The 21,585-nt window shown below is 61.6% G+C and carries 21 protein-coding genes; 4 read left to right on the forward strand and 17 right to left on the reverse strand.

Annotation, left to right across the window (positions count from 1 at the left end; translation table 11 throughout):
- Positions 1-35 precede the first annotated feature (35 nt).
- The 3 genes from CDO35_RS06575 to CDO35_RS06585 all read right to left on the reverse strand — a co-directional run bounded on the left by CDO35_RS06575 (position 36) and on the right by CDO35_RS06585 (position 2,171).
- Entirely contained in the window at positions 36-446 is a 411-nt protein-coding gene (locus CDO35_RS06575) for a sugar 3,4-ketoisomerase (protein WP_099523145.1), read from the reverse strand.
- A gap of 149 nt (positions 447-595) precedes the next feature.
- On the reverse strand, positions 596-1,705 hold the full coding sequence (locus CDO35_RS06580) for a DegT/DnrJ/EryC1/StrS family aminotransferase (protein WP_099523146.1): 1,110 nt from the start codon (positions 1,703-1,705) through the stop codon (positions 596-598).
- Between the two features lies 1 nt (position 1,706).
- Positions 1,707-2,171: an acyltransferase gene (locus tag CDO35_RS06585; protein ID WP_099523147.1), complete on the reverse strand. Its 465-nt coding sequence runs from the start codon at positions 2,169-2,171 to the stop codon at positions 1,707-1,709.
- Between the two features lie 128 nt (positions 2,172-2,299).
- Between CDO35_RS06585 and CDO35_RS06590 the strand changes: the two genes are divergently transcribed.
- From CDO35_RS06590 to CDO35_RS06605, 4 genes are read left to right on the forward strand one after another with little or no spacing between them, the layout of a single operon-like run.
- Positions 2,300-3,364, forward strand: coding sequence for a CDP-glycerol glycerophosphotransferase family protein (locus tag CDO35_RS06590; protein ID WP_099523148.1), 1,065 nt, complete (start codon positions 2,300-2,302; stop codon positions 3,362-3,364).
- Positions 3,364-3,885: an adenylyl-sulfate kinase gene (locus CDO35_RS06595; RefSeq protein ID WP_099523149.1), complete on the forward strand. Its 522-nt coding sequence runs from the start codon at positions 3,364-3,366 to the stop codon at positions 3,883-3,885. The genes CDO35_RS06590 and CDO35_RS06595 overlap by 1 nt, the downstream gene beginning before the upstream one ends.
- Positions 3,882-4,457, forward strand: a complete 576-nt coding sequence (locus CDO35_RS06600; protein ID WP_099523150.1) for a hypothetical protein — start codon at positions 3,882-3,884, stop codon at positions 4,455-4,457. The genes CDO35_RS06595 and CDO35_RS06600 overlap by 4 nt, the downstream gene beginning before the upstream one ends.
- A complete protein-coding gene (locus CDO35_RS06605; RefSeq protein WP_099523151.1) occupies positions 4,454-5,173 on the forward strand; it encodes a formyltransferase family protein in 720 nt (239 codons plus the stop codon). The genes CDO35_RS06600 and CDO35_RS06605 overlap by 4 nt, the downstream gene beginning before the upstream one ends.
- 14 nt (positions 5,174-5,187) lie before the next feature.
- Here the strand turns inward: CDO35_RS06605 and CDO35_RS06610 are convergent, their stop codons facing one another.
- From CDO35_RS06610 to flgC, 14 genes are all read right to left on the reverse strand, one after another.
- Positions 5,188-6,393 (reverse strand): class I SAM-dependent methyltransferase, encoded by a 1,206-nt coding sequence (locus CDO35_RS06610; RefSeq protein ID WP_099523152.1) that lies wholly within the window; start codon positions 6,391-6,393, stop codon positions 5,188-5,190.
- Between the two features lie 17 nt (positions 6,394-6,410).
- Positions 6,411-7,151: a phosphocholine cytidylyltransferase family protein gene (locus CDO35_RS06615; RefSeq protein ID WP_099523153.1), complete on the reverse strand. Its 741-nt coding sequence runs from the start codon at positions 7,149-7,151 to the stop codon at positions 6,411-6,413.
- A gap of 7 nt (positions 7,152-7,158) precedes the next feature.
- Entirely contained in the window at positions 7,159-7,761 is a 603-nt protein-coding gene (locus CDO35_RS06620) for a gamma-glutamyl-gamma-aminobutyrate hydrolase family protein (protein WP_243699053.1), read from the reverse strand.
- Positions 7,758-10,085: a PEP/pyruvate-binding domain-containing protein gene (locus tag CDO35_RS06625; protein ID WP_166432389.1), complete on the reverse strand. Its 2,328-nt coding sequence runs from the start codon at positions 10,083-10,085 to the stop codon at positions 7,758-7,760. Before CDO35_RS06625 ends, CDO35_RS06620 begins: the two co-directional genes overlap by 4 nt.
- Positions 10,086-10,153: 68 nt before the next feature.
- Positions 10,154-11,842, reverse strand: a complete 1,689-nt coding sequence (locus CDO35_RS06630) for a flagellar hook-associated protein 3 (protein ID WP_099523156.1) — start codon at positions 11,840-11,842, stop codon at positions 10,154-10,156.
- A 68-nt stretch (positions 11,843-11,910) separates the two neighbouring features.
- Positions 11,911-13,956, reverse strand: a complete 2,046-nt coding sequence (flgK, locus tag CDO35_RS06635) for a flagellar hook-associated protein FlgK (protein WP_099523157.1) — start codon at positions 13,954-13,956, stop codon at positions 11,911-11,913.
- A 9-nt stretch (positions 13,957-13,965) separates the two neighbouring features.
- Positions 13,966-15,150 carry a flagellar assembly peptidoglycan hydrolase FlgJ gene (flgJ, locus tag CDO35_RS06640; RefSeq protein ID WP_099523158.1) on the reverse strand — a complete coding sequence of 395 codons (1,185 nt, stop codon included), beginning with the start codon at positions 15,148-15,150 and terminating at the stop codon, positions 13,966-13,968.
- Between the two features lie 13 nt (positions 15,151-15,163).
- Positions 15,164-16,243: a flagellar basal body P-ring protein FlgI gene (locus tag CDO35_RS06645; RefSeq protein WP_037002928.1), complete on the reverse strand. Its 1,080-nt coding sequence runs from the start codon at positions 16,241-16,243 to the stop codon at positions 15,164-15,166.
- A gap of 256 nt (positions 16,244-16,499) precedes the next feature.
- On the reverse strand, positions 16,500-17,222 hold the full coding sequence (gene flgH, locus CDO35_RS06650; protein ID WP_074916121.1) for a flagellar basal body L-ring protein FlgH: 723 nt from the start codon (positions 17,220-17,222) through the stop codon (positions 16,500-16,502).
- 38 nt (positions 17,223-17,260) lie between these two features.
- Positions 17,261-18,046, reverse strand: coding sequence for a flagellar basal-body rod protein FlgG (gene flgG, locus CDO35_RS06655; RefSeq protein WP_099523159.1), 786 nt, complete (start codon positions 18,044-18,046; stop codon positions 17,261-17,263).
- Between the two features lie 46 nt (positions 18,047-18,092).
- Entirely contained in the window at positions 18,093-18,833 is a 741-nt protein-coding gene (locus CDO35_RS06660) for a flagellar basal body rod protein FlgF (RefSeq protein WP_099523160.1), read from the reverse strand.
- A gap of 209 nt (positions 18,834-19,042) precedes the next feature.
- The gene (gene flgE, locus CDO35_RS06665; protein WP_099523161.1) at positions 19,043-20,413 is read right to left on the reverse strand and encodes a flagellar hook protein FlgE; all 1,371 of its coding nucleotides are present in this window, start codon (positions 20,411-20,413) and stop codon (positions 19,043-19,045) included.
- Between the two features lie 36 nt (positions 20,414-20,449).
- Entirely contained in the window at positions 20,450-21,115 is a 666-nt protein-coding gene (flgD, locus tag CDO35_RS06670) for a flagellar hook assembly protein FlgD (protein WP_099523162.1), read from the reverse strand.
- A gap of 21 nt (positions 21,116-21,136) precedes the next feature.
- Positions 21,137-21,580 carry a flagellar basal body rod protein FlgC gene (gene flgC / locus CDO35_RS06675; RefSeq protein WP_013714948.1) on the reverse strand — a complete coding sequence of 148 codons (444 nt, stop codon included), beginning with the start codon at positions 21,578-21,580 and terminating at the stop codon, positions 21,137-21,139.
- Positions 21,581-21,585 lie beyond the last annotated feature (5 nt).

A 21,585-nucleotide genomic window follows, 5' to 3' on the forward strand; every position in this document is an offset into this window, starting at 1 on the left:
GCCGGGTTATGGCGGCCACGGGCCACAACGGTGGGTTACTTGCCGTTGGCAGCCAGGGAGAACTGGTCGTAGTCGCGGTAGTAATCGTCTTCGCTGTAGTGCTCGGACGCCAGCACCATGCACACCGAGCCGCTGGAGAAGTTGTCGATCTCACGCCAGATCATTGGCGGAATATAAAGACCATAATAGGAACGGTTGAGGTGGTACTTGAACTTGGTTCGCCCATCATCCAGCAGGATGTCGAAACTGCCCGACATGGCGATCAACAACTGGTGCAAACCTTTGTGAGCATGGCCGCCGCGGTGAGAGCCGCCAGGAACGTCATAGAGGTAGTAGACACGCTGGATATCGAAGGGAATGTGTTGCCCTCCCTCGATGAAAGTGAGGTTGCCACGCCGATCCTCGACGATTGGCAGATCGATGATCTTGCAGTGCTGAAGAGACATAGAACGCTCCAAATACGCTGGTGTAACCCATGCGCGCCTGCCTCTCGATCACCGTCCAGGTGACCGAGCCGCCATGCAGTCGCTGCGTCAAGAAAACATGATCGACAGGGTTGTTGTGGCTCCGAAGCAAAACTCGAACCACCTTCCTCTCAGACGCGGAAAGCGTTGCACGCTTCAATGGTCTGCTCGACCCATTCATTTGCCATTCCCGGGTATAGCGGCAAGCTGAGCACCTCGCCAGCCAGGCGTTGCGAGAGCGGCAGGTGCCGATCGGCAAACTCGGAGTAAGCGGCCTGCCGATGGATGGGAATCGGGTAGTGGATCAGGCTCGGTACGCCGTGACGCTCGAGATGCGCCTGCAAGGCCTCTCGTGCCTCGCAGCGTATGACGAACTGGTGCCAGACGTGGCTTCCGGACACGTGCGGAGCCTGGGGCAGTTGCAGATGCGGGTTGTCTATGCCGGCCAGATAACGCGCCGCCAGGTCGCGTCGGGCCAGGGCATCATCAACCAGACGCGCCAGCTTTACCCGCAAAAGCGCAGCCTGCAACTCGTCAAGGCGCGAATTGATACCCTGCAACTCGTGCACGTACTTGCGGCTGGAGCCGTAGTTACGCAGCTTGCGCACCTGCTCGGCCAGGTCATCGTCGTTGGTGGTCAGAGCACCGGCATCGCCAAGAGCGCCAAGGTTCTTCACCGGGAAAAAGCTGAAGCCTGCCGCATCGCCGAGGGCACCCGCAGCGTGCCCGCGGGCATCCACTGCGCCATGCGCCTGAGCCGCATCCTCGATCAGCAACAGCCCGTGCTGATCGGCGAGTGCACGCAGACGCTGCATGTCAGCCAGACGCCCGTACAGGTGCACGGCGATGATTGCCCGTGTGCGCGGACTGATTGCGGTCTCGATGGCGGCCGGATCGATGTTGAACGTGTCCGCCTCGGGCTCGACCAAGACCGGCGTCAGACCAGCCTCACTGACGGCCAGCGCGGTGGCGACAAAGCTGTTGTCAGGCAGGACCACCTCGTCACCCTCGGCCAGGCGCCCCAACTTCCGATAGCCACGCAAAATCAGGGTAAGTGCATCCAGGCCGTTGCCCACCCCGATGGCATGCGCCACTCCACAGGCAGCCGCGTACTCGGCCTCGAACGCGGCGACTTCGGTACCCAGCACATACCAGCCGGAACGCAGCACCCGCTGAAACGCCTCGGTCAGTGCCGCTTCATCGCGCCGGTTGATCCCGGCAAGATCGAGAAAAGGAAACATGTCACTCATCCAGGTAACGCACGATACGTGCAGGGTTGCCAACGACCAGCGCGCGGGCAGGAACGTCACGGGTCACCACCGCGCCGGCGCCGACCATGGCACCGGCGCCGATGGTCAGGCCTGGCAGGATGACCGCCGCGGCACCAATGGAGGCGCCGTGTTCGATCACGGTCTGCGGGAAACTGTCGGGGTATTGCTTGGAACGCGGCAGTCGATCATTGGTGAAGGTAGCGTTGGGACCGATGAAAACATCGTCGGCGATACGCAGGCCGTCCCACAGGTACACGCCGCACTTCACCGTAACCCGATCACCGAGCACCACGTCGTTCTCGATGAAGCAGTGGGCGTTGATGTTGCAGTCACGACCGATGCGCGCCTGAGCGAGGATCACCACGAACTGCCAGACCGAGGTGCCCTCACCAATCGACTGGCTTTTGACGTCCGCGGACGGATGGATCGATGCCATGTATGGACTGCCCTTGAGAGAAGTTTCGAGCGTAGCAAGCCTAGCCTGAAGCGTCACGGAAGAAGCGCCTCAACCGCCGGTTAATTTCCAGTAACATGGCGTATCGGTAATCGCCAGGACGGGACGGCATGGCTAGCGAACTCGAACGCTTCGGTTTTCTGATTCACAACCCTGAGATGTTCAATCACTACCACGCGGTCTGGCAGCACCTGCCGGCAGGCAGCGTGGAGATCGCTGTTACCGGCAAGACGCAGCAGGACATCGACGCCGTGGTCGCCGGCTGCCAGCGGTATCAGTTGCCGTGGCGCGACGCACGGGAAATGCTCGCGCGCAAAGAGCGCTACGCCACCCTGGTGTCGAACTTCCCTCAGCATTACCTGCGTGGCCCCGACTCACCCTACCTGCCCAAGTCCATCGGCCGCTACAACCTGCGGTTCATGTATGCCAACGGTAAGGCTGGCTGGAACTTCCAGTCCTGGAACCAGGTGTACGACAGCATCCTCTGCTTCGGTCCTTATCAGGCTGAGCATCTGGAATTCTGCCAAGACACGCTGAAGATCCAGATGGGCTATCCCCGCTTCGACCGTTTCTTCAATCAGCCGCTGGATCGCACAGCGCGCCTGACCGAGCTGAAACTCGACCCAAACCGGCAGACCGTGGTGTGGCTGCCGACCTGGAGCACGCTCAGCTCGATCGACCTGTTCGCTGCCGCCGTCGCACGTTTGCAGGCGCGCTACAACGTCATCGTCAAACCCCATCCGATCACCATCACCGACGAGCCGGCGCGCATGCGCGAGCTGGAGCGTTTCACCTGCGTGATCCGCGAACATATCGACAACGTCGAGCTGTTCCAGCTCGCCGACTTCCTGCTGTGCGACTACGGTGGCTCCGCCTTCGGCGGCATCTACACCGATCGCAACGTGCTGCTGCTGGACGTGCCCAACGCCGAAGCCGATCCGCTGATGGGCGAGGACTCCTCGGACATCTGGCTGCGCAAATACCTGCCTCACCTTGGCAACCAGCACAGCGGTCGCCTCGAAGAGTTGTTGGAGGATGCCAGTCTGTGGGAGGCCCAGCGACCGATCCGCAAGACCCTGAGCCAGTACTACTTCGCGCCGTTCTACGGTTACGCCGGTCAGGTAGCCGCCGTGGCGATCGCCAACAGTGCCCGCTCCCTGGCAAGGAGAGGCTGATGGTCATCTGGTTGATCGGCCTGTCCGGCTCGGGCAAAACCACACTCGGTCGTGAAATCACCCGCCAATGGAAGCATCAGGCAGCCAATACCCTGCTGGTGGACGGCGACGAGGTTCGGCGCATCTTCCGCCAGGACACCCAGGCCGCGGACTACAGCCTGGCAGGGCGGCGTCTCAACGCCGAGCGCATCTTCGAGCTGTGCGCCTGGCTCGATGCGCAGGAGATCAACGTGGTATGCAGCATCCTGTCGATCTTCCCCGATCTGCGCGCGCTCAACCGCACACGCTTTCGCCACTACTACGAGGTCTACCTAAACCCGCCGATGCAGACGCTGCTCGAACGCGACACCAAGGGGCTCTACCGCCATGCGCTGGCCGGCGAGATGAGCGACATGGTGGGCGTGGATATTCCCTTCCCCCCCCCCAGCGCAGCGGATCTCGAAATCGACACCAGCCAACCGGCCGACATCGCCGAACTGGCCCGTGACATCCTGCAACGAGCACAGGGATCGATGGCATGAGCGACATCGACTACCCCTACAGCCAGGGTGATCGGCTCGAGGAACGCAACACCTACTTCTACAGCCAGTACCACGGCGCAGCCTTTTTCCAGGCCTGGCGTGCGAGCCGTCAGGCGGCGCTGATGCAACTGCCACCAGCGCAGGCCGTGCCGTTACCCGTAGCCGCCGAACGAAACGAACACCCTGTGGATACGGCTGCGCTGCTGGCCGACCTGCTGCACGCGGCCGCGGATGCACCGGGCAAGCGGCGCCTGGCCGAACGCCTGCTGCAACGCTTCGAGGTCAGCAAGCGCCTGCACCGCCGCTATGACGCGAATTTCAAGGCGGTCGCCGACAGCGGCTACGACGACCTGGATCTCTACCTGCAATTCGCCGCGCTGTGCCTGCATCAAGCCGAGCAGCCTGGCGCCCTGCCCTTTCTCAATGGCCTGCTCAAGGTCATCGACAGCCTGATCTCGATTCTCCCGCGCCTGAGCCAGCCCCGGGGCGCTCAGCTCGCCTGGCTGATCGCAGCCGAACAAGACTGGGTCGCTCGCATTGCATCACAGGCCAACGTGGAGCTCGCCCCATGACCCACCTCGACGACGTTCTGCTGATCGCTGCGCACAGTGCGCGCAGCCAGGCTTACGTGCAGACCCTGGCCGCCCATGGCCTGATGCCCTCCCACGCCTTGCTGCTCGGCGAGGCGCCGCAATCCCCCACGACGCCGAGCGAGCCGGCCCGAGAGCTGATGGGGGTTCTACTGCCGGATCTGGGGATCCCCCTCAGCCGCACCCTGGCCGACTGCGATGTACCCATCACCTGCCTGGCGACACGCGACATCAACGATCAGCAGGTCATCGATGCCGTGCGTGAGCGGGCACCGCGTCTGGTGATCTTCTCAGGGTATGGCGGGCAGATCGTCAAGCCGCCACTGATCGAGCTGGGCATCCCGCTGCTGCACATACACAGCGGCTGGCTGCCCGACTACCGTGGCAGTACGACCGTCTACTACAGCCTCCTGGAGGAAGGCAGCTGTGCCGCCAGCGCCATTCTGCTCGATACATGCATAGATACCGGCCCGGTGCTCGCGCGCAAACGCTATCCGGCACCGCCGCTGGGCACCGACATCGATCGCCGCTACGACACTGCAATCCGCGCCGACCTACTACTGGAAGTGCTGCGCCGCTATCAGTCCAGCCGTGAGCTGCAGGTGCTGGAGCAACAGGACGCAGAACGGGGTGGCACCTACTACGTGATCCACCCAGTGCTCAAGCACCTGGCACTGCTGAGCCTTCCCAGCAGCTGAAACGAGCTATGCTCTCAACAGGGAAAAGGCTCGCCCTGATAGGCATAGCGCTTACGCGCCTCGCCCAGATTCATGCTCCGCTGGACGGAAGCAAGTACCTGTGGACGTCGGCGCAACACGACGAATAGCTTGTCGATGTCATGGCTGGGTACGAACGTCTTGGTCATCTTGGAGTCCTGCAGCTCAAAGTAGCGCTCCATGATGTCGAACTTGCGATCCAGATCGCCATCATCGCCCGCCGCGCCAGTGCCAGAGCCGAACACGTTGTGACTCTCGAACAACAGCCAGCCCCCGTCCTGAGTCAGCCCCCAGAGTTTGGCCACGAAACTCTCGAATTCCACGGCCAGATTACCGTCGATCGTGCAGTGATTGGCGAACGAGAGAACGACATCGTAGCGTCGGGCGGGCATCCAATTGCTGAAATCCGCGACCTGAAAACTGACATTGTCCAGAGCCAGCGCTTCAGCAGTGATACGACCGATCTCGACTAGGAACGGGTTGTATTCCACCGCATCGACGATGCCTGCTCGACCGGCGAGTTCAATGGCCATGAAGCCGTTATTGCAGCCTATCTCCAACACGCTCATGTCGCCGTTCAACCAGGGCAGGAACCCATATCCCTCGAGGCGCTCTTCGGTTGGTTTGACGCCCGCGATACCGACTCGGGCATAGCCCTGATAGGCGTAGCCTCCGCAGTAAGGCTTGCCCCACTGCTTGTTCTGCATATCCAGCAAACCGAAGATCCGGTCGGTCAGCTCTGTGCGTTCGGGGGCGACCAACTGCGTCACGACCACGTCACGCCAGGTGTAGTAACGCGCAAGGAAAGCGAACGGAGCGCCACCATTCGGATTGCCATTCTTCAGATAGCTCAGCAGGCGCTGCATCAGCGTGTCGTGCTGGCCGGCATCCCCCTGCTCCAACACCCACTGAGCACTATCGTTCTCGGCCTGCTCCCTGGCATCCGGCACCCAGAGTCGCTCCTTCAGGCGCTGTATGAGTTGGCGCATTTCCGGATGCTGCGAACAGGCATCAGGCCAGAGTGCCTCCAGGTATACCGGATTGAGCAAGACCCTCAGGCACAGCTGCTCCCACAGTGAGTCAGCCTCCTGTGCCTCCAGTGTCTTCAAGCGCGCCAGCGCCTGCTGCTCCAATTCATCGGCAGGACGTGGAAAGCGCTGGAGAATGGCCAGAACCGTGTCGACAGGAAAACTCAAAGACATGAACGGTACTCCAAAACTTAAGGGGCCATCGCGGCCAGAGGCACTATTCGATGATAGAGCGCCAGATCGGTAGCAGCATCCACCTCTCCCCAGGGCCCTTGTACCGGCGAAACGGAAACCCGCATGCCCGCCTGCAACGACAACCGAAGCAGGCTGGTCATGTCCAGTCGATCCACTGCCGCATCGTCATGCTGCTGCAACAGCTCGCGCACCTGTGCCCAACCGGCCGAGGTGAACTTGAGCAGCCCCATGTATTGCCCTTCGATCTCGGAAACGCTCTGACAACGCTCGCCAATGGTGGCCAGATTGCCGCTGGCATCCAGGCGGAAGCTCTCGGCATCGGCCAGCGGGTCGGCAAAACGTTGTGACCACAGCGCATGCCAGTGCGGATCGTAGGCAATCGCCAGATCGGCCTCGACCCGGCTCAGGGTCGCCACGGTGGCGGCGCTGTAAAAGATATCGCTGTAACTGACGATGCAATTCTCAGCCATCAGCCAGGTATCGGCAGCGAGCAGCGTGCGCACCATGTTGCTCTGCTGCCATCGTGGATTCTCGAAATAGGTCAGCGGCTCGTCGAAGCACTCGCTGCGATACCCCCTCACCAGAGCCAGACGTTCGATACCGGCACCACGCAACGCCGCTAACTGCCAGTCGAGCAGACGGCGACCATGCAGCCGGGCGAAGCATTTGGGCTGAGTGTCGGTAAGGTCGCCCATGCGACTACCGCGTCCGGCAGCAAGAATGATGGCACGTGTCATGGAAAGCTCATTCCTTGTTCAAACAGCGATTCAGGAGCAGGCCGTCCAGCTCGGCGAAGGGCGCTTCCCGCTCGGGGTGCCACATCACGCCCAGCAGCGGCAGCTGCGTGTGAAAGAAGGCCTCGATCACGCCATCTTCACTGCGTGCCAGGACTTTCAGGGGCGCAACCAGCGAACGGCAACCCCATTGGTGGTAGCTGTTGACCTCGGTCTCACGCCCGTCGATCAGCAGACGGTGGCGTGTACCAACATGCCCGGCCACCCGCTCCAGGCGATTGCCGAAGGCATCGAGCAGCAGTTGCGCGCCACGGCACAGGGCAAACAGCGGCACCTGCTCGGCCATGGCCCGCGCCAGCAGCGCGCGTTCGACAGCGTCACGCTCCGGGGCATCACCACCGTACTCAGCCAGGTCATTGCCGCCGCTGAGCACCACAGCGGTGGGCTTTACTTGCGTCCACAGGGCGTCCAGGCGCTCGGCCCGATTGGGCACCGGCACCGGCAACAGCCCGCGGCTCGCCAGCCAGTCCGCCAGGCGCTGATCCAGCGCATCGCGGCGCTCGCCGCGGTCAGCCAGCACATCAACGCGCTGGCTGACCAGCACCACCCTCACCGCAACACCTCGACGCGTCGGTTGGCGCAGTCGATGTTGAGCATCTGCGCGGCAGCCCACTTGCGGTAAAGCACCTCTCCTGCACCGATCACGGCGGGCAAGCCGAGTTCGTTGGCGCGGATGGCCATGTGCGAGTTAGTGCCGCCATAAGCGGTGATGAAACCGGCAATGCGGTGCGAGAAGATCCAGTCGAAGCCAGGGTCGGCACTGGGAATCATGACAATGGCCCCGTGCAGCTGGTCGCGCTGGTGGTAGTCCATCACCGAACCCGTCACCTGGCGCTGGGTGATGAAATTCGGCTCGGCCTGCGGCAGGTGAAAACAGAAGGCGTCTTCGGCGCGGGTGATCAGCGGCGGCAAGACGATCTGACAGGTTTCCCCGTAACGCCGGCGCCCTTCCTCGATGCTGGCAGCGATCAGCTCCCTGGGGTCGGCGCTGGCGGCATGCAGCTCCTTGATCACCTGGATGTTGGCGTAGGACATGTCCTCGGCGCTGAAGCCCAGGTCATGGCCCAGTCCACGAAACAGCGACAGCGCATCGGACAGGTTGCGCGTAAACACGAACTTGGCGTATTCGCGCAACTCGATGCCGGCCTGGAGGAAATCGAACAGCCCCACCACGTCATGGGACAGCCCGTGCTCACTGAGCAGGCGGCTGATCTCGCGCATCTGCGCCAGCGACAGGGCAAAACGGGTACTGTCGTGGCGCGCCTCGACCGCCAGATTGTGCCAGTCGAAATACAGATCAGGCGCCTCGTCGTAGCGCGGCGAAAGAATGTCGTAGGTGCCCGGCCGCAAATGACCGTAGCGCGCCAGGAAGGTGGTGCGATCCAGCTGCGCCAGATCCTGGGTCATCTGACCGCTGACCGTGGATAGACCGTTGAGAAACGCGTCGTACTCGCTCTGGTCGAGCACGCCCACGGTGACCAGCGAACGCAGCAGCTGTACGGCGATGAAGCCAGCCCGCGCCAGCCCGGCGAACGGCAGCGTGCCGTAACGACGGCAGTCTTCCAGCAGCCAGTAGATACGCGTGACAGGATCGGTATCGGCCCCGAGGATCTCGTCGCGCCTGGCCAGCAGCACGTCGAGCTTCTGTCGATCGGTGCGCCACAGGCCGGTTTCGTTGTGGACGATGCGGTTGGTCAGCTCGCGCAGGCTGTCGGCCAGGCGCCGGCATTCGGCCTCGGTGAATCCCGCATCCTGCAGTGCCTGCAGGCGTTGCGGCAGATCCAGCGTGTAGCAGGAGAAAACGATCTCGAACTCGACCTTGTCATGCAGATTAGGCGCGGCCAACAGGCGCTCGATGTAGTAGTTGACCAGCTTGTCAGCCAGGGCTCCGTCGATGTCGCGCGGGATGAAGGAGTTGAAGCTGACGCGCACGTCGATGTAGGGCAAACCGTGAAAATGCAGCATCAACGGGAAGCTGCGCAGGTTGCGGTAGCCGTAGTTGTTGCGCTGGTAGGCCCAGATCATGTCGGTCACCAGCTCACGGTACAGCGACAGAGCCAGTGGCCGTGGTCGCACACCGATGATCTCGGCCGGATTCCAGTCCGGCATCACCCCGAACACGGTGCGCTCGCCATGCAGGAAGGGTTGCGGACGAATGCCTTGGGTAATGCGGTCGTGAATCAGTCGAACCAGCTTGCCATGCGCCTGGACATCGGCCGGTTCGGCGCAGAGCACCAGCGGTCGTACCTGCAGCAGGTACAGCCGCGCCTGCGCGTCCACGGCGAATTCGATATCGATGGCCTGGCGCCCGAACAACGCCTGCAACTCGCGCAGTAGCGCCACCACGGGGGCCAGCGAGGGCGGCAGCTCGCCAGCGGCATGATGGGCATAAAAAGTGCGTAGTTCGTTGGAGCGCCCGGAGGTCACGATATCGGTGCGTCCGCTACTCTCGTCGTAGTTGATCACGAAGTACGGCGCCAGCGTGGCCGGGTCGATGCCAAACCCAACCCCAGCCATGCGCACGTCGCCAACCATAGGCTGGACGAAGACCTGATCGTGTGCACTGGCGCCCTGCCCGCCCATCGACTCGAGCACCTGCTCGATGGCGGCCGACAAGCCGTCTGCCTCGACGTTGAGGCAAGAGTCGAACGCCCCGGCGGCCGACGACTGTTCACCATCCTCACGGCTACTGCTGCTGCGCACGGCCATGCTGGCCCAGCCCTTGGCGCGTAGCTCGACCAGACAGGCTTCAGCGCTCTCGCGCCATTGGGCGACGCTGAAGATCACCTGCGGCAATACGCAGGCACTGTGCAGGCGACCGTCGAGCAGCGCGAGCGAACCCGCCTTGGTGGAAAAAGCCAGAATCTGTTCGGTCATGCCGCTGCCATATCCCTGATGAGTAGAACGTGCCCTGCCGCCACTGCGAGCGGCCAGGCGACTGCGGCTCAACGCAACTGGTTGAACAGATTCAGCCCGGCGATCTTCACATAACTCTGCTGCGCCGCCTCGAGAATGATGGTCTGGAACGACAGGCGCGACAATGCCTCGGCGTAATCCAGCTCGCGCAACTCGGCCTGCACCGACTTGTTCACCAGGGTCACGTCTTCGTTGTCGACGCTGGTGGTGTCGATCATGTTGAGGCGCGCGCCGATCTCGGTCTGCACTTCCAGCACGTTGCCCATGCCGTTGTCGAGGTTCTTCAGGGCGATCGCCACTTCGTCGCGCACGCCCAGGTTGCCCGCTGGCGAGGTCGGTGATGACTCCAGCGCCTGACGCAAGCGCGAGATGGTGTTGAGGATGCTGCGCTGCTCCTGGAACTGCGGCTGCACACCGAACTCGTCTCCGCCTGCCGCGGCTGCCGGGCCGGACATCGTGAACTCCGCGCCATAGACCGTGAAGGTGGCAGGGTACGGGGCCGTCACGGTTCCGGTGGCAAGCACCGGACTGTTGGGGCCGACCGGCTGGGCATAAACCTCGTAGTTGGTGTCATCGGTGAAACGCAGCACTACGCCAGAGGTGGGGAACTGGCTGTCGAAAACGGCCTGGTTGACGATGTTGCCCCCAGCCACCACGGCGGCCGAACCGTTGGTAGAGGCACGGGTCACGGCGAACTCGGTCGGCGCGGACTGCAGCGTGAAACTATGGGTGCCGATACCGGGCGAACCGGCGGTGGCAGGCGGCTGGATGTCGGCCAGCAGGTTGTCGAGATCCAGCGCGTTGTCGCCCTCTTTCAAGACGACATCGAGTTGAAAACGCATGCCGCGGAAGTTGATGACATTACCGCCATTGACCAGCGGATCGATCTTGCCCCCGCCGGGGATCTCGGAGGTAACATCAGCGCCGCTGGCATCGTAAATGCGGAACTCGGTGCCACTGACGAATGCCAGCGAATATGGCTCGCCGCCGCGGAAATCGGAGTTGAATGCGCGATTGTCCTCGACCAGTCCTGGCGAGATGAACACCCGCTGATCAGCAGTGGGCACTGCGGGAATGGTGGTCGCCGGCAGGGGCGGCGATGGCAGTGCCGGGTTATTGACTCCATTGCCGTTAGCCACACGATTGGCGTTGGTGACATCCTCGAACAGGCGCTTGCCGTTGTCGTTGGTCGCCACGTTGGTCGAGCTGGCCACCTGCAGCGTCCGCTGCCCTTCGTCGCCGAAGTACGAGTAGGTGCCATCCGGGTTACGCACGAAAGGCTCGTTCTTGCCCAGGAAACCGGAGAAGAGGTATTCGCCGCGAGCATTGCGGCTGTTCATCAGATTGAGTAGTTCGGCCTCGCGCTCGGCAAGCTCCTTGGCGATGGAGTTGCGGTCCTCCGATGAAAGCGAACCGCCACCGGCCCGCACGGCCAGCTCACGCACACGCTGCAACACAGTATTGACCGAGTTCAGTGTGGTCTCTTCCTGAGTCAGACTGTTCTTCGCGGCTGTCAGGTTGTCGCTGTATTGCTTGAGCACCGCCTGTTGCTGCTCGAGTTGCAGTAGGCGAACCGAAGCCACCGGATCATCTGCCGGGGTCAGGATGCGGTTGCCGCTGCTGATCTGCTCCTGGGTGCGAATCAGATTCGAATAATTGCGTCCCAGACCGGAAACGCCGTTATTGAACGCCTGAATGGATGAGATGCGCATAACCATGGGGCTTGCCTCTTGCAACGCCTGTCATCTATACAGGCCGCGCTTTCCCGAACTCGGGAAAGCGACTATCAGAATGTATTGATCAGAGTATCGAACAGGTTACGCGCAACTTGAATGATCTGCGCGGATGCCTGGTAGTACTGCTCGAACTGGATCAGTTTGGCCGCTTCTTCATCGAGGTTGACCCCGGAAATCGAGTCACGATTATCAGTGGCCTGCTTGAGAATCGCGCCGGTCGCCTCGCCATCGACACGCGCCTGGCTGGTGAGGGTACCGACCCGCTCCACCAGATCGCCGTATGAGTCGGAAAAGCTCGAACCCGTGGTATCGGGCGCCGCCGGGTTGACCCCAATCACGGCCTTGTTCTGCAGATTGACCAGATTCAGCGCGTTACGGTTGTCCGATACACCATTGGTATTGAACGACACCGAGAAGTTGTCGCCGCCCGACGGCCTGCCACTGATGGTCACCTGGTAGTCGAATGCAGCGGGAACCGCAGGCGGGTTGGCCGGCACGCTGATGGTCAGCGCGTTGTCCTGCCCTGGAACGATGCTGCCGGTGTCGATCACGTTGCCGTTGATATCGACCACGTCATAGCTCTGCGTCGCACCGCCGCCGGCACCCATCACGATGCGCAGCGGTGGCGCATTGCGCAGACTGGTCTCCAGATCCGCCTGTGCGACCGGGTCGTAGATATTGATTTCGGTCAGCAGCTTCGGCTGAGTGATCTTGCCGGTACCGATGTTGGCCGGGCTGGTTTCGGCCTTGAGCGGCGCAGCGAAGGCCAGCTCCTCGGGGTTCTTCATGTCCGCACGAACATCACGGCCGGCGTTGCGGGTCGGCATCACCAGAAAGCGATCACCGGCAGCGAAGGTGCCACCGGCCACGCCGAGGGAGAAGCCGTCCACTTCAGGCGCAGGCACCGTGGTGATGTCGAAGGTCGCCGGGGTCGGCGGAAACAGCGTGCCATCGGACGTTCGGCGAATCACGTACTCGGTGGCACTGGTGAACTGCACCTCGTAGTCGCTGGTGGTCAAGCGCGAGGTATCGGTGAGCGTGACGTTGAGGTTGGCGTTGGGATCGCTGTTGCCGACCCGCGCCAGGCTGCGCTGACTGAGCAGCGCAGGGTCATTGATCGAACGGAACAGCTCGTTGCCGAACTGACCATTGAGGTCCAGGCCCTGACCCAGCTGCCGGTTGATCTGGTCGGTGATCGACAGGGCCAGACGGCCCACGGCATTGAGCGAAGTGTCCAGCACATCCTCGCGATAGCGCAGCAGGCCGCCCATCTCGCCACCGGTGATCAGCGAGGTGACGTTCTGCCGGGAGTTGCCGCTGATGAACTGGATTTCGCTACGCAGCGGGTCGGACTGCCCCGGTACTACTTCGAGACGCGCCGCATCCTTGCCAACCACCAAGGGCTGGCCAGAGCCGATGAACAGGTTGTAGGTGTTGTCGTCCTGAGGAACGACCGTCACACCGACGAACTCGGAAAGTTTGCGTACGGCCTCCTCACGGGCGTCGAGCAGGTCGTTCGGCGCCTGTCCGTTGGAGGCTGCGATGGCAATTGCGTCGTTGTAGCCGGCAATCGAGGTCGCCAGCTGGTTGACCTGATCGGTCACCGCTGACAGCTGTTTGTTGATGAAGGCGTTCTGCTCATACAGGCGGTCATAGACCGTATTGAAACGCTTGGCCAGCCCCTCTGCCTCCGACAGCGCCAACTGCCGTGCAGGTACGTTGGCTGGGTCTTCGGCTGCAGTTTGCAGAGCCGAGAACAATTTCTGCAGGGCGGGGGTGACACCGGTGGTACTACCCGCGAGCAGGGAATCAAGCTGGTTGATCTGACTCAGGTAGGCCTTGGTATCACTGTTGAGCGCCGTACTACTGCGTACCTGGGTAGTGAGGAACTCATTGTAGATGCGACGAACATCAGTCAGCGTCGTACCCGAACCGATATAGCCGGCGCCACTGAACTGCGGCGTGCGCGTGGCCTGGATCGTGTCCTGCCGGGAAAAGCCAGGCGTATTGACGTTGACGATGTTATGGCCGGTGACAGCCAGCGAAGTCTTGTTCGCCGCCAGGCCCGAGAGGCCTATGTTCAATAGGTCAGCCATGATTCACCCTCAAGTCCTTGTAGTGGCGCTATCGGCAGCGGCGATTGCTTGATAGGTCTGCATCTTGCGGGCGATCTGCGAGATCTTGCGCGCATAGTTCGGGTCGGTGGCGTAGCCGGCCTGCTGCAGCTCCTTGACGAAACGCTCCGGGTTCTCGGTGACGTTCAGAGCCTTCTCGTAGCGACCGTTGCTCTGCAAAAAGCTGACGTAATCGTCGAAGCTCTGCGCATAGGAGTCATAAGCACGGAAGCTGGCCGCCTCCTTGACCGCCTTGCCACCCTTGTATTCGGTGGTCAGCACGCGGGCCGATTCGCCCTCCCAGCTGCCATGGGACTTGATGCCGAACAGGTTGTGGCTGCTGTCACCATCACGGGTGCGGATGATCGACTTGCCCCAACCGGTTTCCAGCGCGGCCTGGGCCACCAGGTAACGCGGGTCGACGCCAATCTTCTCCGCGGCTGCTTCAGCCATCGGCAGCATGGTGGCGACGAATTCCTGCGGTGAGCTGAACGCGGCCTTGCCCGGAGCCAGCGGCGGCTGGGCGATACGGCGTCCCGTCAAGGCATCGCTGTTGGCCAGGCTCAGGCCTGCATCCTTGGACGCGGCGCCGGTCTTCGCCGGAATCCAGTCACTGCCGGCAAGGGCCTTGCCCTCGCCTTCTGCGGCCGATGGCACGATACCGGCCAGCAGGCGATCTGCCAGTTTGCCCGGCACGGAGAGGCGACGGCGATTGAGCAGCGCCACGTCATCGCGAAAACCTTCACTGCTGGCAACCTTGTCGGCCTTGACCTCAGCCGACGCAGCAGTTGGCTGCTCGATTTGCGCGAAGGGATTGGGACGGCTCGACGGCTGCTTGATCTTCGACATCTGCCGCACCAGCACGTCAGCCAGGCCGATACCACGCCCTTCCTTGGAAAGCGTCACGGCCAACTGCTGGTCGTGCATGTCCTGGTAGGTCTTGCTCTCGTTGCTGTTCATGAAGTTGCCCTCGCCGAACGCGGCGTTGGCCGAACGCATGGCCTTGAGCATTTCGTTCATGAACAGCGATTCGAACTCCTGCGCGACCTTGCGGATGTTCTGCTCGGTATCGCCGCCTACCTTGAACTGGTTGAGGCGATTCAGATCGGTGAACGCACCGCTGTCGACCGGGCTTTTACCGTTACCGAGCAAACCGGCTGAGAGTCGAGAATCCATATGGCAATCCTCCTCAGATCACGATCAGGTCGGCCTGAAGGGCGCCGGCTTGCTTGAGCGCCTCCAGGATGGCCATCAGGTCGGAAGGTGCTGCGCCTACCTGGTTAACGGCACGGACGATCTCGTCCAGACTGGTACCGGGGCCAAATTTGAACATCGGCTTGGCCTCTTCCTCGGCGCCTACACGCGAACGCGGCACCACTGCGGTCTGCCCACCGGACAAGGCTTCTGGCTGACTGACAATCGGGTCTTCGGTGATGGTCACGGTCAGGCTGCCGTGCGTCACGGCCGCCGGCTGCACCTTGACGTCCTGGCCGATGACGATGGTGCCGGTACGCGAATTGATGATGACCTTGGCTACTGCCTTGCCGGCCTCGACCTGCAGGTTCTCGAGGATCGACAGATAGTCGACGCGTTGATTCGGGTCGAGCGGCGCGCTGACGCGAATCGAACCGCCGTCGATGGCCTGGGCAACGCCAGGGCCGAGCAGATCGTTGATCTGGTCGACGATGTTCTTCGCCGTGGTGAAGTCGGGGCGATTGAGGTTCAGAGTCAGGTAATTGCCCTGATCGAAACCGCTCGGCACCGGACGTTCCACAGTGGCACCACCAGGAATGCGTCCAGCAGACGGCACGTTGACGGTGATGCGCGAGCCATCGGCGCCACTGGCATCGAAGCCGCCGACCACTAGGTTGCCCTGGGCAATGGCGTAGACGTTGCCATCGATGCCCTTGAGCGGCGTCATCAACAGGCTGCCGCCGCGCAGGCTCTTGGCGTTACCGATAGACGAGATAGTGATATCGATGGTCTGCCCCGGTTTGGCGAACGCCGGCAGGTCGGCATGCACCGACACCGCAGCGACGTTCTTCAACTGCACGTTGCCACCTGGCGGCACCTTGATGCCGAACTGCGCCAGCATGTTATTGAAGGTCTGCACGGTGAAAGGCGTCTGGGTGGTCTGGTCGCCACTGCCATTGAGGCCGACCACCAGGCCGTAACCGATCAACTGGTTGCTACGCACGCCCTGAATCGACGCCAGATCCTTCAGGCGTTCAGCCTGGGTCGGCAGACTCAACAGCATGCAGGCAAGCATGGTCGCCAGCAGCAGCCAGTCATTGGCGCCGCGGTGACGATAGCCACGATGAGCGACGGCGAACTGCCGGCGGCATGCGCCAGCCTGTGCCGACTCACTGCCGTGAACTCGCGTCCCTCGCTTGGTAGCCGAGGTCACAGCGAAAGCCTTGCGCGCCGAACCGCTGGCCATCACTCGCGCGTACCAGTTGGACAGGTGCTCGAGTAACAGGGACGGAGAGTGAGTCAGCCAGGTTTTCATCTACAGTTCCCCGCGATCAGAACGGCCACAGCGGGCTCATGAAGAAACGACTCATCCAGCCGGGCTGGCTGGCGTCGGCGAAGGCGCCCGTACCGGAATAGGTGATGCGCGCATCGGCAACCCGAGTGGAAGACACGGTGTTGTCGGTAGAGATGTCGTCGGCACGCACCAGCCCGGAAATACGCATCAGCTCATCGCCGGTATTGAGGGTCATCCACTTCTCGCCACGCACCGCCAGAATGCCGTTGGGCAGCACTTCAGCGACGGTCACGGTGACCGAGCCGGACAGGCTGTTGCTCTGCCCTGCCTGACCAGAGCCGGTGGCGTCACGCTGGGAGTTCCAGCTCGAATCCAGGCTCAGGTTGTTGTTGGTCATACCCAGCGCGCTGAGGCTGCGCAGCGGGTTGTCCGGCGCGACAGCCATGCCGAACAGGTTGGGCACGCCGAGGGTTCCGCTACTGTCTTTCTGCAGATTGCTGTTGGCGTTCTTGCTGGCCTGGGTGCGCTCGTTCAGCGTGATGGTGATGATGTCACCCACGCGAAATGCCTTGCGATCGTCATACAGGCCATTTTCGAAACCCGCCTGATAGATCGACCCATTGTTCTGTGCAGCCGGAAGTGGCGTACGCGGCAACACCGGCGCGTAATAGGGGTCATCCGGCTTGGCTGTCGGCGCCATGCAGCCGCTGGAGAGCAGCACGCCAGCCAACAGGGGGAAACAGAGAATTTGCCGGTTCATAACCACTACCTCGCGGCGTTCAAAACAGTGTCAAAAAATCAGAGGTTCTGTGTCACGAACGACAGCATCTGATCAGCGGTGGAGATCACCTTGGAGTTCATCTCGTAAGCACGCTGGGTGGTGATCATGTTGACCAACTCCTCCACCACGCTGACGTTGGAGTTTTCCAGGGTGTTCTGCAGCGTGGTGCCCAGGCCATTGAGGCCCGGATTGCCCACCTGCGGAGCGCCACTGGAACCAGTCTCCAGGAACAGGTTGTTACCGATGGCTTCCAGGCCTGCCGGGTTGACGAAGTCCGCCAACTGCAGATTGCCGATGATCTGCGGCTGCGGGTTGCCAGCCGTGGTCACCGAGACAGTGCCGTCTTCGCCGACAGTGAAGGTGCGCACTTCGTTGGGCAGCACGATTGCAGGCTCCAGGGCAAAGCCCTGAGAGGTGACGATCTGCCCATCGGAGTTGAGGTGAAAGCTGCCATCACGGGTATAGGAAACGGTGCCGTCGGGCTGCAGAATCTGGAAGAAACCACGGCCATTGACCGCCAAGTCCAGCGGCTGCTCGGTTGTTTGCAGGCTACCGGCGGTGAAGATCTTCTGCGTACCCACCACGCGCACACCAGTGCCGAGCTGCAAACCCGAAGGCAGCTCGCTGTCCTGGCTGGACTGGCCACCTGGTTGACGACGGATCTGATAGAGCAGGTCCTCGAATTCCGCGCGATCACGCTTGAAGCCGGTGGTCGCCACGTTGGCCAGGTTGTTGGAAATGGTGGTCAGGTTCATGTCCTGAGCGGACAAACCGGTCTTGCTGACCCACAGTGCCGGAAGCATATCGATTCTCCTCGGGCGCCGGTTTTACGGCGCCGCGTGCTGGTAATTAGCTAATTTGCAAAACCCGCGCCATGGCCGACGAGTTGTCCTCGGCGGTGCGCATCATCTTCACCGACAGCTCGAACTGGCGGGACAGGGAGAGGATGGCGGTCATTTCTTCAACGGCGTTGACGTTGCTCGCCTCGAGGAAACCCGAAGTCACCTGAACGGTTGCATCGGCCTCTACCTCGGGCTGCCCCTTCACACGGACCAGGCCATCGGTGCCCTTCTCCATGCTTTTCGGATCAGGGTTGACCAGCTTGATGCGATCGACTTCAGCCAATACGTTGGGGTTTTCACCAAGCGCACGGATGCTGATGGTGCCGTCCTGACCGATCTCCACCTTCTGCTCCGGCGGTACGGCAATCGGCCCGGCATTGCCCATCACCGGCAAACCGTTGCCGGTACGCAGCACGCCCAAGGCATCGATATTCAGACTGGCCGTACGAACATAGGCCTCGCTGCCATCGGGTGCCTGCACGGCGATCCAGCCCTTGCCGCCAATCGCCACGTCCATGTCGCGTCCGGTTTCCTGCAGCGAACCCGCGCGAAAATCCGTGGCCGGGCGTTCGCTCATGGCAAATACGCGCGCCGGATAGGTCTCGCCGAACAGCGGCATGGAGCGCGCCTGCTCGAAGTCGCGACGAAAACCCGAGGTAGAAACGTTCGCCAGGTTGTTGGCGTGGGCGCGCAGAGCCAACGTATTGTTCTGCGCTCCTGTCATGGAAACGTACAGCATCTTGTCCATGGTAATTCTCCGAGTGGGCGACGTGCCCTTGGCTCTTTGCATTGACTACAGCAAGCGCCGTGCCAGGCTCGAAAAATAAATACAAGACACTGATTTAAAAGGAATTTACAGGATTAGCATGAACGCTATAGAAGCGCGGCGGCGAGGTTTTGCCGGCCCAGAAACGGCAAAGCGGCAAGCCTGGCTTGCCGCTTTGCCCCCTCCCATCATCAACGCAGGTTGATGATCGTCTGGGTGATGGCGCTTTCGGTTTCGATGGTCTTGGCGTTGGCCTGGTAGTTGCGCTGAGCCACGATCAGGTTCACCAATTGATCCGACAACTCGACGTTGGAATCTTCAAGTGCACCTGCCTGCAGAGCACCCAGAGTACTGCTGCGCGGCGTACCAATCACCGGCTCACCGGATTCGAACGATTGCGCCCAGGCTGTCTTGCCCACCGGCGTCAGCCCCTGAACGTTGGCGAAGTTCGCCAGCAGCACCTGCCCTTGCACCTTGGACTGGCCGTTGGTGTAACGAGCGAAGATCACCCCGGTGTCGTCGATCTCGATACCCGCCAGCTGGCCTGTGGTGTAGCCATCCTGGCTGACAGCGTTGACCCCGAACGAGGCCGCGTACTGGGTCGAGCCGCGCATGTCGAAGGTGAAGGCCTCACTGTCAGCGCCGTTGGGCACCATGGTTCCAGGGTTGACCGGGTCTTTCTCAGCCGGCACCCAATCGGTATCAGCCAACGCAAAGATGCCATTGGGCGTGCCTCCCGGAATGGCCGGCGCATCCAGTGCCGGGTTGGCCGGCGTGCTGGCCAGCGGGGTGAATGCCGGCGTCGCCAGTTGTCCGGCGGCATCGAAGTTCACCGCATAGCTGAATGGTTGAGTACTGGATGGGTCGCGCGGATTGACTCCATCGATCAGCACATGCATCACCCAGCCGTTGTTGGCCGGCGCTTCGTTCTTGACGAAGTATTGGCTCATCACGTGAGCATTGCCCTGCGAATCGTAGATATTGGTCGAAGTGGACCAGTTGAAGGACTTCGAATCGCTCGGGTCGAAGGTCGGTGCCGCCATGGTTCCCGCGTTGGCAGGTCGCACAGCATTGGAGTTCAGGTTGAGGCGCTGGGTAACACTGGTGGTCGCCTTGGGCTCCTGCTGACCGGCGCTGATACGCAGATCTGCCTGTACCGGCAGGATATTGCCGCTGTCATCGGCCGTATAGCCCTGCAAGCGATAACCGAAGTTGTTGACGATATAGCCATCACGATCGGTGCCAAAGTAACCGGCGCGGGTATAGCCAATCTCGCCATTGTTGCTGGTCACGAAGAAACCGTTGCCGTTGATCGCCAAATCCAGCGCGTTGTTCGTGTAGTTGACGTTGCCCTGGTTGAACAACTGCGACACGTCTGCCAGTAGTACACCACTGCCCTGCGCATTCTTGCCGGTACCCAGAACGGAAGCAGCATAGACGTCGGCGAACTCGGCGCGCGACTGCTTGAAACCCGCAGTACCGGCGTTGGCGATGTTGTTGCCGGTAACGTTGAGGTCGCTGGTCGCGGCACGCAGGCCACTGAGACCAATATTGAACGACATGGAAGACTCCTTTGCCGGAACTGCCGGCGGCAATAGTTATTGGCCGATGACCTGCACTTGAGAAAGCGGAACGCTGCCCAGACCGGCGAGGTTGAGCATCAGCTCGCTACCGCCCAGGGTGACGCTGTCGACGTTAGCCGGGAGCAAGGTGTACAGCCCCTTGGTTTCGCTGCCGTAGGTGGCTTGCGCCTCGAACTTGTAGGTGCCCGGCGGCGCCACGTTGCCGTCGGAGTCCTTGCCATCCCAGATGAAACTGACGTTGCCGGCAGCCTGCTCGCCCAGGTTGACGCGGGTGACCAACGAGCCGGAATTGTCATAGACGTTGACGTACACGTTGCTGCTGCTGACCGGCAGAACAGTGCTGGCCTTGAAGCTTTCACTGGTATCGACCACGGCCTTCTCGCTCGGCACGATCACCTTACGACCGACCAGAGAAGACGCCTGCAACGCCTGCGAAGACTGGAAGCTGGACAGCATCGAACCCATGCTAGTGTTGAGCTTCTCGATCCCTTCGACCTGGCTGAATTGCGCCAACTGGGCGATGAACTCACCGTTGCCCTGCGGCTCCAGCGGGTTCTGGTTGTTGAGCTGCGCGACCAGCAAGTTGAGGAACTCGTTCTTGCCGAGGTCATTGCTCTTCGGTGCGTCCGGTTTGTGCTGATACTGATCCAGTACCGAGCCAGTGCCGCTTACTGTGCTCATCCCTAGTCTCCTCGTCTTGGCTTACTGACCCAGGGTCAGCACGCGCTGCAGCATCTGTTTGGCGGTATTCATCATTTCAACGTTGGTCTGGAAGGCGCGACTGGCGGAAATCATGTCGGCCATTTCCTCGACCACGTTGACGTTCGGGTAATAGACATAACCGTCGGCATTGGCCATCGGATGATCCGGCTCGTAGCGCGGCATCAGGCTGCTCTGATCCTCGATCACGCCGAGCACCTGGACACCACGACCAGCCTCATCCTGCTCGGCGAACAGCGAACCACGGTCGCCACCTTGTGCCTGCTGAAATACGGTGGCGAACACCGGGTGGCGAGCGCGGTAAGTTTGGTCCAGGCTCGAGGACACGGTTTCTGCGTTGGCGATGTTGCTGGAAATGGTGTTCAGGCGAGTGCTCTGCGCGCTCATGCCGGTTCCGGCGATGTTGAAGACACTGGCAAGGGACATGGTCG

It is taken from the genome of Pseudomonas sediminis (assembly GCF_002741105.1).
Classification (GTDB): domain Bacteria; phylum Pseudomonadota; class Gammaproteobacteria; order Pseudomonadales; family Pseudomonadaceae; genus Aquipseudomonas; species Aquipseudomonas sediminis.

What these genes read in the sequence shown, in the direction of transcription:
- CDO35_RS06595 (WP_099523149.1), top strand. Translation starts at nt 3,364, where the DNA reads ATGGTCATCTGGTTGATCGGCCTGTCCGGCTCGGGCAAAACCACACTC.
- CDO35_RS06575 (WP_099523145.1), bottom strand. Translation starts at nt 446, where the DNA reads ATGTCTCTTCAGCACTGCAAGATCATCGATCTGCCAATCGTCGAGGAT.
- flgE (WP_099523161.1), bottom strand. Translation starts at nt 20,413, where the DNA reads ATGTCGTTCAATATTGGTCTCAGTGGCCTGCGTGCCGCGACCAGCGAC.
- flgJ (WP_099523158.1), bottom strand. Translation starts at nt 15,150, where the DNA reads ATGGATTCTCGACTCTCAGCCGGTTTGCTCGGTAACGGTAAAAGCCCG.
- CDO35_RS06610 (WP_099523152.1), bottom strand. Translation starts at nt 6,393, where the DNA reads ATGTCTTTGAGTTTTCCTGTCGACACGGTTCTGGCCATTCTCCAGCGC.
- CDO35_RS06590 (WP_099523148.1), top strand. Translation starts at nt 2,300, where the DNA reads ATGGCTAGCGAACTCGAACGCTTCGGTTTTCTGATTCACAACCCTGAG.
- CDO35_RS06585 (WP_099523147.1), bottom strand. Translation starts at nt 2,171, where the DNA reads ATGGCATCGATCCATCCGTCCGCGGACGTCAAAAGCCAGTCGATTGGT.
- flgK (WP_099523157.1), bottom strand. Translation starts at nt 13,956, where the DNA reads ATGGCTGACCTATTGAACATAGGCCTCTCGGGCCTGGCGGCGAACAAG.
- flgG (WP_099523159.1), bottom strand. Translation starts at nt 18,046, where the DNA reads ATGCTTCCGGCACTGTGGGTCAGCAAGACCGGTTTGTCCGCTCAGGAC.
- CDO35_RS06600 (WP_099523150.1), top strand. Translation starts at nt 3,882, where the DNA reads ATGAGCGACATCGACTACCCCTACAGCCAGGGTGATCGGCTCGAGGAA.
- flgH (WP_074916121.1), bottom strand. Translation starts at nt 17,222, where the DNA reads ATGAACCGGCAAATTCTCTGTTTCCCCCTGTTGGCTGGCGTGCTGCTC.
- CDO35_RS06605 (WP_099523151.1), top strand. Translation starts at nt 4,454, where the DNA reads ATGACCCACCTCGACGACGTTCTGCTGATCGCTGCGCACAGTGCGCGC.
- CDO35_RS06615 (WP_099523153.1), bottom strand. Translation starts at nt 7,151, where the DNA reads ATGACACGTGCCATCATTCTTGCTGCCGGACGCGGTAGTCGCATGGGC.
- flgD (WP_099523162.1), bottom strand. Translation starts at nt 21,115, where the DNA reads ATGAGCACAGTAAGCGGCACTGGCTCGGTACTGGATCAGTATCAGCAC.
- CDO35_RS06645 (WP_037002928.1), bottom strand. Translation starts at nt 16,243, where the DNA reads ATGCTTGCCTGCATGCTGTTGAGTCTGCCGACCCAGGCTGAACGCCTG.
- CDO35_RS06580 (WP_099523146.1), bottom strand. Translation starts at nt 1,705, where the DNA reads ATGTTTCCTTTTCTCGATCTTGCCGGGATCAACCGGCGCGATGAAGCG.
- CDO35_RS06625 (WP_166432389.1), bottom strand. Translation starts at nt 10,085, where the DNA reads ATGACCGAACAGATTCTGGCTTTTTCCACCAAGGCGGGTTCGCTCGCG.
- CDO35_RS06630 (WP_099523156.1), bottom strand. Translation starts at nt 11,842, where the DNA reads ATGGTTATGCGCATCTCATCCATTCAGGCGTTCAATAACGGCGTTTCC.
- flgC (WP_013714948.1), bottom strand. Translation starts at nt 21,580, where the DNA reads ATGTCCCTTGCCAGTGTCTTCAACATCGCCGGAACCGGCATGAGCGCG.
- CDO35_RS06660 (WP_099523160.1), bottom strand. Translation starts at nt 18,833, where the DNA reads ATGGACAAGATGCTGTACGTTTCCATGACAGGAGCGCAGAACAATACG.